This window comes from Chryseobacterium sp. 2TAF14 (assembly GCF_052115105.1).
Taxonomy (GTDB): domain Bacteria; phylum Bacteroidota; class Bacteroidia; order Flavobacteriales; family Weeksellaceae; genus Chryseobacterium.
The window spans coordinates 1-15,436 of the sequence record NZ_JBFRGA010000051.1; the positions used below are offsets into that span (position 1 = coordinate 1).

A 15,436-nucleotide genomic window follows, 5' to 3' on the forward strand; every position below is an offset into this window, starting at 1 on the left:
AGGAGATTCTGCCTGATCAAGCACCACGATCAGCGAAGGTCCAAACTGAGCTACCTGACGAACAATTTCGCTTCCGATAGAACCTGCACCACCGGTTACCAAAACACTTTTACCGGCATGTCTTCTGGTTACCTCTTCATTTTCAATTTTAATAGGTTTACGGTTTAATAAATCTTCAATCTGAAGACGACGAATTCCTCCTACCAAATCAGAATCACGCATTTTACTCAATGTAGGAGCTTTTAAAACCTTCAGACCGTTATCTAATGCCAACGTCATCCACTCTTCAATTTCCTGTTTAGACATTATTTCTTTGATAATCAAAAGTGCATCAAACTTGCTGATGATATTTTTATTTTTAAAAAAATAATCACTATTATAAATCTTATGCCCCAAAAGTACCGCCTTGTTTGAATCTGATCTTTTGGTGACAAACCCTTCTAAACGATAAGGATAATTAGGGTTATGAAGTATTGCTCTCGCCAGAGAAACCGATGCATCACTTACTCCCACTACCGCTACTTTGGTCTTTGAGGAAGCGCCTTTTATATCAATTAAAATATTAAAAAACTGCTTGGTGACCATTCTGAAAAAAAACATAATGGAAACCGAGATGAAAAAATAAAGAAATAAGGTGGGATATAAATAAAGCGGTCTCCCTAACAGTAACTCTATAAAAAAGTTTAAAATCATTACTGTTATTAAAGTACTTCCTGAAGATAAAACAATCTTAAACAAATCAAAAAAAGTAGAATGCCTTACAATACCTGCATATGTTCTGAAAACAAACATAAACAGTAAATTAATCGAAATAAGCAACACTCTTTTCTCTAACCGATGATTGGGAAAGTTGACCTGCACACGCAGTCTGTCTAAAAAAATATATGACAGAAATATAGAAAAAAATATAATAGAAATATCAATAACAATGACAATCCATCTCGGTATATATCTTAACTGTGTGAGTTTAACAATGTTATACCCATTATACAAGACAGTAAAAGCGTCATTAAGCTTTTTCATTCAACATTTTTTGATATTTTCATTTATTCGGCAAATATAATGATATTATTTTTATAAAAAAATTGATATTTTCAATTACCTAGGGATGCATCAAAATATAAATTAAAAAGAAAAAATGCCTGTGAATTTAAATAAACTAAGTAGCTATTTTACAAATCGATATAATAAGTGAGTATAAATCTGAAATAAGATACAGCTAAAACTGATTTTGAAAAATTAATTCCCAAATACAAGAACTAAAGCTTTGCTAAAATTAAATAAACGTTCTTACTTCGGATATCCATCAAAAAAAATCTTCCGGAAATTAATTCCGGAAGATTAAGTTTAATGATCAAAAAATTCTTTAAACCGCTTTCTTCTTTTTTGAATAAGCAATTGCAAGAGCAACCCCAACTACAAAAAGAACCGGTATATAATCATCAATGGGAGCATCGCCCGGATTTGCAGGATAAACATCTTCTTCATCCAACTCCATCGCATTAGGATCGGTATCATATATATATGGATTATCTGAAGACTCCTGCGCAAAAGCAAGTCCTGATAACACCATTGCAAACATTACTATAATCTTTTTCATAATTCCTTTCTTATTTAATTATTTTTTTGGTGTACTCTTTACCTTCTGATAAAGCTTTCAGGATATAAACCCCTTTCGCAGTAAGCTGTACACGAATTAATTTAGAACTCTCATTGATTGTCTGGATCTTTCTTCCTGCAGCATCAAATATTTCTACTTTTTCAATATTCTTATTGTTTCTTACCATAAAATCCTGACCGTCTCTGTACACTTCAAAGCTATCTTTCTGCGCTTCAGCAGTTGCCAAAACATTAAGCTTGTAGACAATCTCGAATCTATTTGTATTTTCTCCAGCGTTCGCAGCAAATGTATAAGCTCCGTTCTGAAGATCTGTGTATGTTCCGGTCACTTTATCGTGCAGATAAATTGCCTGTCCGTTATTAAACACCCCTTCTTTCTGAACCAAAGCAATAGTAAAGTTCCCGTTTTGGAAATGTTTTACTCCTACAGGAACCACATCGTCAGTATCAAAACTTTCTCTTCCCTGGATTATTAATTTTTGAGTACCAGTCAAAGTATAGAATGCATCAGATCCCATTCCTATTGCTTTAGAATCATAAGAATCAAATGAGTCTGAAGCTGCGTTTGTATAATCTACCGCAAAAGTATTATTGGTATTGTATTCAGAGTTTAGCCTTAACCAGAATTTACCTTCTGTTAAAGAATTATTTTTATTAAAGAATGTACCGCCTGTAGCAACTCTCATATCATTGTTAAATGCAAGAGAAGTATCAACAGAAGTGCTTAAAGTTTTAACGATAAAACCCTGACCAATATTAGCAATACCTCCTGCAGGAACAACAGCCGTTCCTCCATTTCCATTAGGAGCCGGAACCCAGGTTGGATTTGCCCCGTTTGCAGCATTGAAAGTAGCATACCCGTAGTTTGTAGTCGTAGCACCGTTTTGAAGGGTTACGTTTGTACTTTTATTATCCCAGAAATAGAATGTACTAGAAATTCTTGCCGAGTTAGCCGCATAGAATGCTCCAAGATCTAAACTTGAAGGATATGGATTACCAATTAGATTGAATCCGTTTCCTGAAGTTGCCAATAAAAAAGTTTGCGTTCCGTTATTTGGTGTTCCTTCAAAGACCAAAGCAGCGTTTGAAACCGGAGTTTTGAATGAATATGCTTTAGCAAATTCAGAAGTTGTACCTGCATTTGTATAAGAATCATTTGCAGTATTATATTGCGTAATCGATGTAGGTGTTGCACCGGTATAAATGTTAGCCAAGATCTGACCTTCAACCGGAGAAGACCAGAATGCATATTTATTAATTTCGCTTGTTCCGTTTTTCAAAGCTTTGAAATCTCCTGTATAAGACAGAGTAGAACCATCTTTCTGAATAAGATTACCACCATCTTCTACCGTTACATCAACTGCACCGATTGTATTACCTGAAGTAATTTCTAAAACGCCACCATTTTTAATTGTGATGTTGTTTGCAGTGAAAGATGACTGTGATGTTGTAGARTATGCTCCTGTGATGATAACATCTGTAGAAGCAGCAGGTGTTCCAGACGACCACGCGGCACCGTTCCAAGTTGTAGAAGCATTACTACAGTTTGGCATTGTTGTATAAGAAATTATTAAACCTCCTTCAACAAGTCTAATATCATCAATATATCTTATAGCTGTTGTTCCATCGTAATATAATCGCACATGAACATTTTGATAAGCAGATAAGTCCGTCGTTTTTTCAGTCCAACTACCATTCGCAAAATCACTCATTGGATAAGTGACAACTGGTGTCCAAGTACTATTATCCGAAGATGTTTGTACTTCAATATTATAATTAGTATTAGTAGAAGTTCTCATTAATGAGAATGATATCGAAGTTGGTGATGCTACGACACCAGTACGAGTAACATGAACGTTATTTGTATTTATTCTACCTGAATAACTTCCTGTTTTGGCTTGCTGATTTGATTTAGTTGCATCTGATGTCCATCCTGTTTCATTCTCTTCAAATCCGTAAGAATATGTAACAGATGGTGTACCAGAAGTCGTTTGATATACTGCATATAATGTAGTATTAATAGCAGTAGTAGTGTACGTTGCTCCACCTACATAAGTTGGTGCAGATGTAGTGCTATTACTAATGTCCCAACCTGCAAATGTATAACTTCCGCAATCAGGTAATGTTGGTAAAGTGATGGTGTTTCCCTCATAAGTTACAAAAGGAAAGTTAGCATTTGTATAAGCAGAACCATTATTCATTAATGATAATGTATAACTAGGCTTTGCTTCAAAATTAATCTGAACTTGAGTTGCAGCACTTGGAGTAACTGTAAACTGATTTCCATTTTGAGATACCGTAGCAGAACCACTGATAACTGTATAAGCTGGTGAAGCATAAGTATATCCGGCAAGAGGATTGGCTGTAATTACATTATCTAAAACAGAAACAGTTCCGAAACTAGTATTGTTTGATACAGCAGAAATAGGAAAGGCAACTTGTCCTTCAACCGCTTTCACAACATCTGCCGCACCACCTCCAGAAATGATAATATTTCCAGAATAATTTCCTGCAGCCAAACCACTCCCTAAACGAACATACACACTTTGATTTGCAAATGCACCATTAGAATAGGGTAAATTCTGACTAGTTCCATAGGTATTACCATCCAAAGAAACTTCAAAATTAGAAGGTGCAGTAACAGTAACTGCATTATTATTTAAATTACTTCCGGAAATAGAAACAGACTGCGCTGCAGACGGACCATTACCCTCTACATATGTAAAGCTTGTTAAATTACCAGTAGCTGAAAGAGTTGGTGATGTAAGCTTAGTAATAGAAACATCATCCATTGTCATATTTTGACTTCCTTTAGTAAAAGTCCATCGAATATATCTTGTTGAAGCTAAAAGCTGATAATTTCCTTTGGTTGTACATGTAGTTGGCAAATCGGTAGTTCCTGACAAATTAATCACTGTTGTATAATTTGTTCCGTCGCTTGATTGCTGAACTAATAAAGATGAAGTTGTAGCAGCATTAGATTTCACAACAAAAGACAATTTGTCAGGCGTAGAATCTAAACGCACTATTTTAGAATCTCCAGATGTATCAAATTTTGCTCCGTTATTCGTAGAACATGCAAAAGAACTTGTATAAGAATCAAGTGGAGTATCTATCCACCCAGTTGGTGTGCTATCCCATGTTGTTCTTGTGTGTGGTAAAGTTACCATTGTTGTCTGCCCCCATCCCAAGACCGAGAAAAGAGCCATCAAAAACGCATAAACCGTTCTTGATTTACGTTGTAGTTTTAAATTCATATAAAAATAATTTTTCGTCAGACAAAATTATGTGTTCAGAAAATAAAGTTATAAAATTTAAAGTTACAAATATGTTAATTTTCAATTATTTGCAAAATTACTTCATATTCAAAGCCTTTACTTAGAAGATATTTAATAATTTTTGATTTTCTTTGATAATTATTCAATCCTTTTAATTTACTGCCATAATTTTCATACAGCTTTTTTATTATGTTTAAATAATCATTCTCATCAATTTCATCAAAACAGGTAGAGATTAGTTTTTCTGTAATCCCTTTTTGTTTCAAATGCATTTTAATTTTGGTTTTTCCCCAACTTTTTATATAAAATTTTCCGCGGATATAACTTCTTGTAAACCTTTCTTCATTCAGGTAATTCTCCTTCATCAAATACAAAAGAATTTCTTCCTTAGCTTCAGGGATTAAAACAAATTCACGCATTTTTTGCTCAACCTCAGCATGACAACGATCCTGATAGACGCAATAGTTGACCAGTTTCTGTTTTATTTCTTCAAATGTGAACAATTTTTTATCGGAATTCATTTTTTTGGTTGATGATTGATAGTTGATGGTTGATATTTCAAAATTACAATTTGAAAAAAAGAGGCACAAAACATTTGCACCTCTTTTGATTTATTTTGAAAAGCTAAAAGCAAAATGCTAATAGCTAAAAGCCGATTAATAATTAAATAAAGCCTTACCTTCCATTAAAGCGTTTACTTTTTTTCTGACATCAGCGATTACTTCTTCATTTTTAATATTGTCTACAACTTCAGAAATCAATTCTGCAATGGTATTCATATCATTTTCTTTAAGGCCTCTTGTGGTGATTGCCGCAGTTCCTAATCTGATCCCGGAAGTAGTGAACGGAGACTTGTCATCAAACGGAACCATGTTTTTATTACACGTAATATCAGCTTTTACCAAAGCTTTTTCCGTTTCTTTTCCGTTTACATTTTTATTTCTAAGATCTACCAGCATCAAATGATTATCTGTACCGCCGCTTACAATATCAAAACCTAAATCTACCATTGCTTTGGATAAAGCCTGAGCATTAGATTTAACTTGTTTTGCATACGTCAGGAACTGATCATCAAGCGCCTCACCGAAAGCAATCGCTTTACCTGCAATAACGTGCTCTAAAGGACCACCCTGAATTCCTGGGAAAACAGCTCCGTCAAGAACCTGGCTCATCATTTTAATTTCTCCTTTCGGAGTTTTGTGACCGTAAGTATTTTCAAAATCTTTACCCATCATAATCATTCCTCCTCTTGGACCTCTCAAAGTCTTATGAGTAGTAGTTGTCACAACATGGCAATGCTCGAATGGAGAATTTAATAATCCTTTTGCTACCAAACCTGCAGGATGCGCAATATCTGCCCAAAGTGTAGCTCCAATCTCGTCTGCAACTTCTCTGAATTTTGCATAATCTAAATCTCTTGAATATGCCGAAAAACCAGCAATTAACATTTTTGGTCTTTCTCTCAACGCCACTTCTCTCATTTGGTCATAATCGATCAAACCAGTTTCCTGCTGTACTCCGTAAGAAACCACATCATACTGAATTCCTGAAAAGTTTACTGCAGAACCATGAGTAAGGTGACCTCCCATAGAAAGATCCATCCCCATGATTTTATCACCAGGTTTCAAAACTGCTAAATAAATTGCTGCATTCGCCTGAGAACCTGAATGCGGCTGAACATTTACATAATCAACTCCGAAAAGCTGCTTCGCTCTTTCGATCGCCAAAGTTTCAACCTCATCTACAACTTCACAACCTCCGTAATATCTTTTCCCCGGATATCCTTCTGCATATTTATTTGTCAATACACTTCCCATCGCTTTCATTACGTTTTCAGAAACAAAGTTTTCTGAAGCAATAAGCTCTAATCCGTGGGATTGTCTTTCTCTTTCTTTTTCGATAAGGTCAAAAATAATGTCCATTTATTTTTAGATTTTTAGATTTTGAACCCCAAAAATACGGATTTTAGCATAGAATATGCTATTCATTCAAATGATTTTTATTTTTTGAAAAAATTTAGAATTGTAAAACTTTCAATTATAAATTCTGCTCAACAAATTTTTTACAATATATTTTAATTTCTTCTCTCACCAGTCTGAATTGCTGCATAATTTCTTGTTCCGTTCCCAGAGCTTTTGCAGGATCAGAAAAATTATGATGAAAAACTTTAGCCGCAGTCGGAAAATACGGACAGTTTTCTTTCATTATCACAAACCGTTATCACAAAATCAAAATTGATGTTTTTATATTCATCAATATGATTAGAAGTATATTTCGAAATATCAATTCCTTCTTTCATCATGGTTTTGATTGCTCGTGGATTAACACCGTGCGTTTCAATTCCGGCGCTGTAAATTTCAGCTTTATTTTCGGCAAAATTTTCCAGAAAGCCATGTGCAATCTGGCTTCTGCAACTGTTTCCTGTACAAAGTACCATTATTTTCTTTTTCATATCTAAACGAGTAACCAAATGATGTTGATGATGCAAAATTTCGGATCAAAACCAAAAATTAATTGTAAAACAACTACCGAAGAGGTTATGATTAAAGGTTTTTTATATTTAATTAAAAAGGTTCTCATTTTAACAGCATCCGCTTCCCGGTTGGCAAGAATTGCCCGAATTTAAAGTTAATTCTGACAGATTTTTCTTTTGTTTTTCAGAGGGAATTCCGCAAGAATCCTGAGCTAAGCAAGCTGTTGTTTTATTGACCAGCACAAAATGTTTCCCGTTGAATTCCAGATCATATTTTCCGATGGTTTCAGACTGATATTCTACCTCGATTTCTGCATCTTCTATTCCTAATTTCTCTTCAGAAAGCTTGATGATGTTTAAAAGTTTCCCTGATTTCAGGCGATGTTCAAAATCATCTGCATTCCAAAGCTGGAAACTCACAGTTTTTTCTGTACGAATCACTCCGCCGCAATCAATAAAGTTTTTGGTAATTTGTCCTACTTCTGTTACATGAAAATGTTCTGGCACAAATGTTCCGTTTTCCAATTGAAATTCTACATTTTCTGATGCCTGTAAAATTTCTTTAATCTTTGAAAGTTTCATTTATTTTATTTTAATTAAATTTAATTGTAATATTGCTATATAACGATAATAATTGTTAAAAAAAATGCCTTTTAACAGCATGATTCTGATCGAATATCCTGATTGAAGAACAATCCCAATTCAACCTGAATTGTCTTCCAGACTTCATCATCAATACAGTAGCAAACCGATTTTCCTTCAATAGTTCCTTTGATGATTCCAATATTTTTCAGCTCTTTTAAATGCTGTGAAATCGTAGCTTGCGCTAAACCCAGTTCTTCTACCAAATCGTTACAAATACAAGCTTTTTGATCAATAATATGCTGTAAAATTGCGATTCTTGCAGGATGCCCCAAAACTTTGAAGAGCGTTGCCAGTTTGTTTTCTTTTTCGCTAAAAATTTCAGTTTTTGTAAGTCCCATTTTTAAATTTTAATATTGCAATATTACGATATTAAATTTATTACACAAAATAATTTTTAATTTTAGAGAAGATTTAAAACAAAGCCGCTTCACTTATTTTCGAAAGACAAAGATTTAAAAATGCACCACAGTTTTATTATTCTTTTTAATAAACGTTCTTTTAAAATAACAAAAAATTGATAAAAAGTTAATATCGAAAATTAGTTATAATGAAAATGATATATTTGTATTATCTTAAAGAAAAAATTGTCTGAATTATGGGAAAGAAAAAATATAAAAAACAATTGCTCAACACTTTAAAATCTTTAGAAAACTCTGAACATTATATCCTTGAAAGCATGACGAATCTTATGCTGTTCGGAGAACTTAAGAAAAGCAAAATCGAGTTTAAAAATGGTGATACTTTTAGTTTTAAAGATAATATTTTTGATTACAGCGAAGATAAAAACATCAGAAAACTGGCTAAGCTTCGCAGAGAAATGCTGATCACCATGAATAAAATCGTAGCAAAAAATGATTTTAAAGACAAGGAAATCAAATTTCTGAGCTAATTTTAAGCTTGATTTTAAAACTATAAAAGAAAAAAGTCCTGAAATTTCAGGACTTTTCACTTTATAAAAGCTATTATATTATTTCTTCTTCGCTTTTTCTTTCAATTCTTCTTTGTCTTTATCTGAAGGATTCCAGACTTTCACTTCAGAGTTTTGATCTATTCCTGAACCCGGCAAAATCTGCACATTGATACCGTCACTTGCGCCAAGCTTAATATTCACTTTCTTGAATTTCCCGTCTTTCTGTTTTACTTCAACAAAAGGAATATCTTTTCCGTTTTTCTTTTCGTACTGAATTAAAGATTCATCCAAAAGCAAGGCATTTTTCTGAGAGCTCATTACAATTTCTCCGTTTGCCGAAAATCCTGCTCTGATGTATTCGTTATTCGGGTTGTTTACATCACCTTCCACAGGGAATTTTATGGTTCCGTTGGTATCTTTTCCTTTCGGTGCGATCATCGTCAGTTTTCCGGGAAATGTTTTATTCTGTAAAGCTCCGATTACGATTTTCATATCCATTCCCTGCTTCAGTTTTCCGGCTTGAGCTTCATCAATTTCTCCCTGAAAAATCAGTGAATTTAAATCTGCAATCGAACAAATCGTTGTACCTGCGTTGAAAGAGTTTGCCTCAATTACCTGGCTTCCTACTTTTACAGGAACTTCAAGAACGGTTCCTGAAGCTTTAGAACGAATCTGTGTTGTCGCCAAACCTTGTAGCTCAGGAATGGCTCCTGTTTTCGCAATCTGTAAGGTTTTTTGTGCCGTTACCAATTGCTGGTTTGCATTTTTWAAAGCCTGCTGTTGCGTGTATAATTGTTGCTGAGCTGTCAGATATTCCTGTTTTGAGATCACGCCCTGCTTGTATAATTTTTCAGACATTGCAAACTGAGTCTGCATATTTGAAACATTTGCTTTAGCGTTGTTAATCTGAAGCTGCGCATTCTGCACATTTTGGGTAGCGTTGTTTACTTCGGCAATATTTGGAACGATTCTTACCGTAGCGATCAATTGGCCGGCTTCTACTTTATCACCTTCATCCACCAAAATTTTATCGATAATTCCTGCAATGTTCGGTTTAATTTCAATTTCCTCTTTCGGGATAATTTTACCGGTTGCCATCACTTTGTCTTCCATATTCTGAATGGTCGGCTTTCTGGTGAGGAAAGCTTCACTTTGTGTAGAATTTGATTTTATAACATACCCTATTCCTGAAATCAGTGCTACAGCAAACAAAAGCCCAAGAATAATGTAGATAGCTTTTTTCCAGGTAAATTTCTTTTTCATATATACAGTTTATTTTTTAATTAAATAATTTAAAGATTCAGTAATTAAGAGATTTAGAAATTATTATTGCTTTCATTTTCAAATTAATTAACTTTCAAATTTTCAAATTCAATTACTCACTTCTCAATGCTTCAATCGGTCTAATTTTCACCGCTCTTTGCGCAGGAATCATTCCGATAATCAAACCTAAAATCACCATCACTGCCATTGCACTGAAAACATTTCCGTAATTCACGGTCGGATTATAGAACGGAAACTCATCCTGATTGGCGGTTAAACCATTAAAGATCATCAGCACAAAAATTCCGAAGATAAACCCGAGTAAACCTGAGCTTAATGTAATGACGACACTTTCCAGCAAAATCTGGTTCCTTACTTCTGAAGGTTTTGCGCCTAAAGCTCTTCTGATCCCGATTTCTTTGGTTCTTTCCTTTACGGTGATCAATAAAATATTTGAAATGGCGATAACTCCCGCAAGAATCGTTAATGTTCCTACGATAATCGTTAAAAGCTGCATTCCGCTAAGGAAACCGGTTAATTTCTTAAATTCTTTTCCAAGATTAAAACTTCCAAAGGCATTCGTATCTTCCGGTGAAACCTTATTTTTCTTTTTCAGCTCGTCTTTCACTTTATCTTCCACGAAATTCACGTCTGCATTCGGTTTGCTTACGATGGCGAAAACATCTACATTATCTCCGTCGTTAAATATTTTGGTAAAAGTGGAAAGCGGGATAAAAACAGTCTGGTCATTATCCATTCCGCCGCCTTTTTTCACCCTGAAAACTCCGATTACATTAAAGAAAATACCTTTTACATTAATCGATTTTCCGATCGGGTTTTCCTTCTTTTTAGAATCAAAAAAATTCTTGTAAACTTCTTCCCCGATTACGGCTACGTTTTTATTTTGCGAAACATCTGCATCATTCAGATATCTTCCGTAAATGAGTTTTTTTTCTGAAATTTTATTTCCAATCGGGTAATCTCCGTTTAAAGTGTACGTTGCCGTTTTTCCGTTTCTCGACATTTGTTCTCCCGCCGTTCCGAAATTACCTCTTGAGTTTTTCGGCGAAATATATTCAATCTCATTTACTTTTCGCTGAAGCATATCGATATCCTGAAGTTTCAGGTTCATTTGTCTTCCTTTCGGAAAACCATCATACGGAATTGAAGTATTTTGTGCCCAAAGAAAAATAGAATTCGTCGCAAAACCCGAAAACAATTTATCGAAACCATTTTCCATCCCTTTTGCAGAACCCAGTAAAACTACATACAGGAACATTCCCCAACCCACACCAATCATGGTAAGAAACGTACGAAGTTTATTATTCTTTAGTGAATAATAAATCTCCTGCCATGTATCTTTTTTAAATAAAATGTTCACTTTGTCGAGTTATGAGTTATTAATTATGAGTTATAAATTGGATGTAATTTCATTTTCAAATTAACGAATTATCAAATTTTCAAATTAAAATTACTCCGTTCTTAATGCTTCAATCGGTTTAATTTTCGAAGCTCTGTAAGCAGGAACAAACCCTGCGATCAAACCTGAAAATACCAGAGCAATAAATGCTGCAATAATTTCAAACCAGCCTACATTCGGACTTTTAATAAAATATTCTTCTAAATTATCTCCTATTAAATTTAAGGCTAAAACACCCAATCCTACTCCTACAAATCCTGAAACAACGGTAATCACAACACTTTCCTGAACAATCAGAGCAACAATGCTTCCCGGTTTTGCACCGATCGCTTTTCGCACCCCGATCTCTTTGGTTCGTTCTTTTACGATATAAACCATGATGTTGCTGATCCCGATAATTCCTGCCAATAAAGTCCCTAAACCAATGAAACCCACAATCCCTGTAAGAACGGTCATAAACATAAAGGTGTCGCTCATGTTTTGGGCATTGTTCCAGACACGAACTCCGTTTTCGTCATCAGGAGAAACATTTTTCCTTGATTTTAAACGCTCTTTCAGCTCATCCCCATATTTTATTGCCTGATCCGGAGTTAAATGTTCATCGTAAGCAATGTAAACCGTACTTACCGTATCTGAACCTTTTTTCATCTGCTGCAGCGTAGTAATCGGAATTGTAATGTGTCTTTCGTCCCAATCTCCGCCGTCATCGGAAAAGACACCGACTATTTTAAACATTGTTCCGTTGATATCCAAATCTTTACCAACCGGGCTTCCGTTTTTAATCAAATCTCGCTGCACCATTCTCCCGATAACCGCAACATTTTGCTTACGCACCAAATCCATTGGTGAAAGGTAACGACCTTCAAGCATTTTTCTGTTTTCGATATATTTTTCTTCGGTATCGGCTCCGTTGATCTGGTAATTTCCGCTTTCCTTACCGTATTTCACCATAAGATTGGCGGTGTATCTCGGTGTAGAATAACCCACTTTTTCTTTATCATTATTAACAAGAAAATCGTAGTCTTCGTTATTCATTGTTACCTGTCGGTCAGACTGCAAGCCGTTATACGCAATGGTTGTTTTTCCTGTAAAAATAGAAATCAGGTTTTGGGCATCTCTTGCAAAACCTTCCGTAAAAGCATTCTGCAAACCTTTCCCGATTCCGAAAAGAACAATAAAAATAAACAATCCTAAAGCCACGGTAAAGCCCGAAAGCACCGTTCGCAATACATTACTGCGAATAGAACTGAATATTTCCTGCCAACGATCTAGGTCAAACATATTTTTGTTTTTTACTTTGTAAAAAAGTCAATTTGCTTTGCAGTGAATTTTGCTTCGCAAGTCAATTATTTTCAATGTCAATTTAATTTCTTTTAATTAACTTTTGAATTTAATTCTGATAAAATTCACTTGCGTAGCAAAATTCACAATTGACATTTCACTACTTTAACATTCCACTCAAAAGGATAAATGTTGTTTTTAATTTACTTCCAGCCTTTTCCATATCATTTAAACTAAGATATTCAGATTCAGCAATAATATCAAAACAAGAATCTAATTCTATAACAGAACCTCTTGCTATTTCAAAATACCTTTTTCTTTCCGTCTCAGATTTTCTTGAACAACCTTCTGTAATATTCAAAACTACAGAAGTTGAAGCTCTTCGTATCTGATCTATCAAATTAAATTTTTCCTCAAGAGGAAGTTTTTTCAATACTTTATAGCACTCTAATCTTAACTCTCTTGCCGATTTATAAACATCAAGTTTATAATGATTGAGATTTAAAAACATTTTTTTTCATTTTAAATTCATTTGTGTTTACCTGATAATTATTAAAATCGCTTGTAAATTCACTTGCGAAGCAAAATTCACAATTCACAATTCACTTTATAGCACAATCTGCTTTATAAACTCATCGCTTTCAATAATTCCGTCGCGAAGAACAACATTACGCTTCGTTTGTGCCGCTACATCGGGTTCGTGCGTTACCACGATGATGGTTTTCCCTTCATTGTTAATATCCTGAAGCAGCTTCATAATATCATGCGTGGTTTTTGAATCTAACGCTCCTGTTGGTTCATCGGCAAGAATTACCTTTGGGTCTGTAATTAATGCTCTTGCGATGGCAACTCTCTGTTTTTGTCCACCCGAAAGTTCATTCGGAAGGTGATTTGCCCATTGAGCCAATCCTACTTTTTCGAGATATTCTAAAGCTCTTTGGTTTCTTTCTTTTCTTGAAACATTTTGATAATATAAAGGAAGCGCTACATTTTCTATAGCCGTTTTGTAACCAATCAGATTGAAAGACTGAAACACAAATCTGATTTATTTAGGTCCTGAATTACTAACATTAAGCTTGGGATGTTTTTATGTCTTATAAGTAGCTCGTAATATCGTTTTGTTACAAGATTAAAAAATTCTTTTATTTTTACTGTTGTTTAATATTAAATTATCTGAATGTCAGTAAATTAAAATTTATTGTTTAATTAAAATCAAGCTCAGGAAATTGTTTCTGTTGCTTAAGTTGCTCTAATCCAATGGCAAAGGGAGTTTCATGTAAATGTGGAAAACTTTTAAGGTTAAAAGTCAGTCAATTAGTCTTTAGCTCTTTTAAAATAGGCTTCTGTTTTCTAACTTTGTAGGTAGATTCTGGGGAAGATAATTATTGATTTAAGATTAAAAAATCGCTTTATCAACTTTCAAAAAATCAAACACTTATCATTCGGTGATTGTATTTTCAGAATTTTTCTTTTTTACAAAACAAAAGACATAAAAATTATAATATGGGAATTTTCGATAAAAGAGTAAGTTATAAGCCATTTGAGTATCCTGAAGTTCTGCAGTTTGTAGAAGCGATCAACAAATCGTTTTGGGTACATTCGGAAGTAGATTTCACAGCCGATGTTCAGGATTTTCATTCTCAGCTTGAGCCGCACGAAAAAAACGCAGTAAAAAATGCACTTTTAGCGATTGCTCAGATCGAAGTTTCTGTAAAATCTTTCTGGGGAAATCTTTACAACCACCTTCCAAAGCCTGAACTGAACGGTTTGGGAGCAACTTTTGCAGAGTGTGAGTTCCGTCATTCGGAAGCATATTCACGTTTGCTGGAAGTTTTAGGTTATAACGAAGAATTTACGCATGTTGTGGAAGTTCCTGCCCTGAAAAAGAGAATTGAATTTTTATCAAACGTTTTGAAGCACGCCAATTCTGCAACGCCGAAAGAGTATGTTTCATCACTTTTACTATTCAGTATTCTGATTGAAAACGTGTCTTTGTTCTCTCAGTTTGCCATCATCCTTTCGTTCACGAGATTTAAAGGCTACATGAAAAATGTTTCGAACATAATCGCCTGGACTTCAGTTGATGAGCAGATTCACGCCAACGGAGGAATTTATTTAATCAATAAAATCCGTGAAGAACAGCCTAACCTTTTAACTGATTCTGACATCGAAGATATTTACACTTTGGTAGATCAGTCTGTGGAATTGGAAGGCGAAATCCTAAGCTGGATCTTTGAATTGGGTGAGCTTGACAAATTCTCAAAAGAAGATTTAATCAACTTTATGAAATACCGTGTTGACGACAGTTTGAAGAAAATCAACATGGCTCCGAGATACAATATTTCTCCTGAACAATACCGTCCGTTGATGTGGTTTGAAGAAGAAGTTTTCGCTAATTCTATGGATGATTTCTTTGCAAAAAGACCGGTAGATTATACGAAGCATGATAAGAGTATTACTGCGAACGATTTATTTTAAGGTATGCAATTAGAAAATATCAGTTACAGCAAAGAGTTTCTAAATTCTTTAATTGAAGTCCTTAATAC

Annotated in this window: 15 protein-coding genes and 1 pseudogene; 2 read left to right on the forward strand and 14 right to left on the reverse strand. The window is 34.4% G+C overall.

Annotated features, from left to right (window positions below; all coding sequences use genetic code 11):
* From AB4Y90_RS07765 to AB4Y90_RS07805, 9 genes are all read right to left on the reverse strand, one after another.
* The coding region (locus tag AB4Y90_RS07765) for a polysaccharide biosynthesis protein (RefSeq protein ID WP_441556838.1) at positions 1–1,023 on the reverse strand (1,023 nt) is incomplete at its 3' end.
* Positions 1,024–1,366: 343 nt separating this feature from the next.
* Positions 1,367–1,600 (reverse strand): hypothetical protein, encoded by a 234-nt coding sequence (locus AB4Y90_RS07770; protein ID WP_441556839.1) that lies wholly within the window; start codon positions 1,598–1,600, stop codon positions 1,367–1,369.
* A gap of 10 nt (positions 1,601–1,610) precedes the next feature.
* Positions 1,611–4,877, reverse strand: a complete 3,267-nt coding sequence (locus AB4Y90_RS07775) for a T9SS type A sorting domain-containing protein (RefSeq protein WP_441556840.1) — start codon at positions 4,875–4,877, stop codon at positions 1,611–1,613.
* Positions 4,878–4,951: 74 nt separating this feature from the next.
* On the reverse strand, positions 4,952–5,419 hold the full coding sequence (locus tag AB4Y90_RS07780) for a regulatory protein RecX (RefSeq protein ID WP_441556841.1): 468 nt from the start codon (positions 5,417–5,419) through the stop codon (positions 4,952–4,954).
* A 135-nt stretch (positions 5,420–5,554) separates the two neighbouring features.
* The gene (glyA, locus tag AB4Y90_RS07785) at positions 5,555–6,820 is read right to left on the reverse strand and encodes a serine hydroxymethyltransferase (RefSeq protein ID WP_441556842.1); all 1,266 of its coding nucleotides are present in this window, start codon (positions 6,818–6,820) and stop codon (positions 5,555–5,557) included.
* A 115-nt stretch (positions 6,821–6,935) separates the two neighbouring features.
* Positions 6,936–7,103, reverse strand: coding sequence for a hypothetical protein (locus AB4Y90_RS07790; protein ID WP_441556851.1), 168 nt, complete (start codon positions 7,101–7,103; stop codon positions 6,936–6,938).
* On the reverse strand, positions 7,066–7,350 hold the full coding sequence (locus AB4Y90_RS07795) for an arsenate reductase ArsC (RefSeq protein WP_441556843.1): 285 nt from the start codon (positions 7,348–7,350) through the stop codon (positions 7,066–7,068). The genes AB4Y90_RS07790 and AB4Y90_RS07795 overlap by 38 nt, the downstream gene beginning before the upstream one ends.
* A 129-nt stretch (positions 7,351–7,479) precedes the next feature.
* Positions 7,480–7,953: a DUF6428 family protein gene (locus AB4Y90_RS07800; RefSeq protein WP_441556844.1), complete on the reverse strand. Its 474-nt coding sequence runs from the start codon at positions 7,951–7,953 to the stop codon at positions 7,480–7,482.
* A gap of 71 nt (positions 7,954–8,024) precedes the next feature.
* Complete coding sequence (locus tag AB4Y90_RS07805; protein ID WP_441556845.1) at positions 8,025–8,354, reverse strand: ArsR/SmtB family transcription factor; 330 nt, start codon at positions 8,352–8,354, stop codon at positions 8,025–8,027.
* Positions 8,355–8,611: 257 nt separating this feature from the next.
* On the opposite strand from AB4Y90_RS07805, the gene AB4Y90_RS07810 reads away from it, so the two are divergent.
* Entirely contained in the window at positions 8,612–8,905 is a 294-nt protein-coding gene (locus tag AB4Y90_RS07810; protein ID WP_441556846.1) for a hypothetical protein, read from the forward strand.
* 78 nt (positions 8,906–8,983) lie between these two features.
* On the opposite strand, the gene AB4Y90_RS07815 is transcribed toward AB4Y90_RS07810, so the two are convergent.
* From AB4Y90_RS07815 to AB4Y90_RS07835, 5 genes and pseudogenes are all read right to left on the reverse strand, one after another.
* Complete coding sequence (locus AB4Y90_RS07815; protein ID WP_441556847.1) at positions 8,984–10,189, reverse strand: efflux RND transporter periplasmic adaptor subunit; 1,206 nt, start codon at positions 10,187–10,189, stop codon at positions 8,984–8,986.
* 112 nt (positions 10,190–10,301) lie between these two features.
* Entirely contained in the window at positions 10,302–11,570 is a 1,269-nt protein-coding gene (locus AB4Y90_RS07820) for an ABC transporter permease (RefSeq protein ID WP_441556848.1), read from the reverse strand.
* Between the two features lie 90 nt (positions 11,571–11,660).
* Positions 11,661–12,890: an ABC transporter permease gene (locus AB4Y90_RS07825; RefSeq protein WP_441556849.1), complete on the reverse strand. Its 1,230-nt coding sequence runs from the start codon at positions 12,888–12,890 to the stop codon at positions 11,661–11,663.
* A 160-nt stretch (positions 12,891–13,050) separates the two neighbouring features.
* Positions 13,051–13,401: a four helix bundle protein gene (locus tag AB4Y90_RS07830; protein WP_441556850.1), complete on the reverse strand. Its 351-nt coding sequence runs from the start codon at positions 13,399–13,401 to the stop codon at positions 13,051–13,053.
* 96 nt (positions 13,402–13,497) lie between these two features.
* A pseudogene (locus AB4Y90_RS07835) lies at positions 13,498–13,929 on the reverse strand (ABC transporter ATP-binding protein); the annotation flags it as partial.
* 464 nt (positions 13,930–14,393) lie between these two features.
* On the opposite strand from AB4Y90_RS07835, the gene AB4Y90_RS07840 reads away from it, so the two are divergent.
* Positions 14,394–15,368, forward strand: coding sequence for a ribonucleotide-diphosphate reductase subunit beta (locus AB4Y90_RS07840; RefSeq protein ID WP_378179828.1), 975 nt, complete (start codon positions 14,394–14,396; stop codon positions 15,366–15,368).
* Positions 15,369–15,436: the final 68 nt, after the last annotated feature.

Excerpts from the sequence above, each read along its gene's own strand:
- AB4Y90_RS07770 (WP_441556839.1), bottom strand. The coding sequence starts at position 1,600 with ATGAAAAAGATTATAGTAATGTTTGCAATGGTGTTATCAGGACTTGCT.
- AB4Y90_RS07780 (WP_441556841.1), bottom strand. The coding sequence starts at position 5,419 with ATGAATTCCGATAAAAAATTGTTCACATTTGAAGAAATAAAACAGAAA.
- glyA (WP_441556842.1), bottom strand. The coding sequence starts at position 6,820 with ATGGACATTATTTTTGACCTTATCGAAAAAGAAAGAGAAAGACAATCC.
- AB4Y90_RS07790 (WP_441556851.1), bottom strand. The coding sequence starts at position 7,103 with ATGAAAGAAAACTGTCCGTATTTTCCGACTGCGGCTAAAGTTTTTCAT.
- AB4Y90_RS07795 (WP_441556843.1), bottom strand. The coding sequence starts at position 7,350 with ATGAAAAAGAAAATAATGGTACTTTGTACAGGAAACAGTTGCAGAAGC.
- AB4Y90_RS07800 (WP_441556844.1), bottom strand. The coding sequence starts at position 7,953 with ATGAAACTTTCAAAGATTAAAGAAATTTTACAGGCATCAGAAAATGTA.
- AB4Y90_RS07805 (WP_441556845.1), bottom strand. The coding sequence starts at position 8,354 with ATGGGACTTACAAAAACTGAAATTTTTAGCGAAAAAGAAAACAAACTG.
- AB4Y90_RS07810 (WP_441556846.1), top strand. The coding sequence starts at position 8,612 with ATGGGAAAGAAAAAATATAAAAAACAATTGCTCAACACTTTAAAATCT.
- AB4Y90_RS07825 (WP_441556849.1), bottom strand. The coding sequence starts at position 12,890 with ATGTTTGACCTAGATCGTTGGCAGGAAATATTCAGTTCTATTCGCAGT.
- AB4Y90_RS07830 (WP_441556850.1), bottom strand. The coding sequence starts at position 13,401 with ATGTTTTTAAATCTCAATCATTATAAACTTGATGTTTATAAATCGGCA.
- AB4Y90_RS07840 (WP_378179828.1), top strand. The coding sequence starts at position 14,394 with ATGGGAATTTTCGATAAAAGAGTAAGTTATAAGCCATTTGAGTATCCT.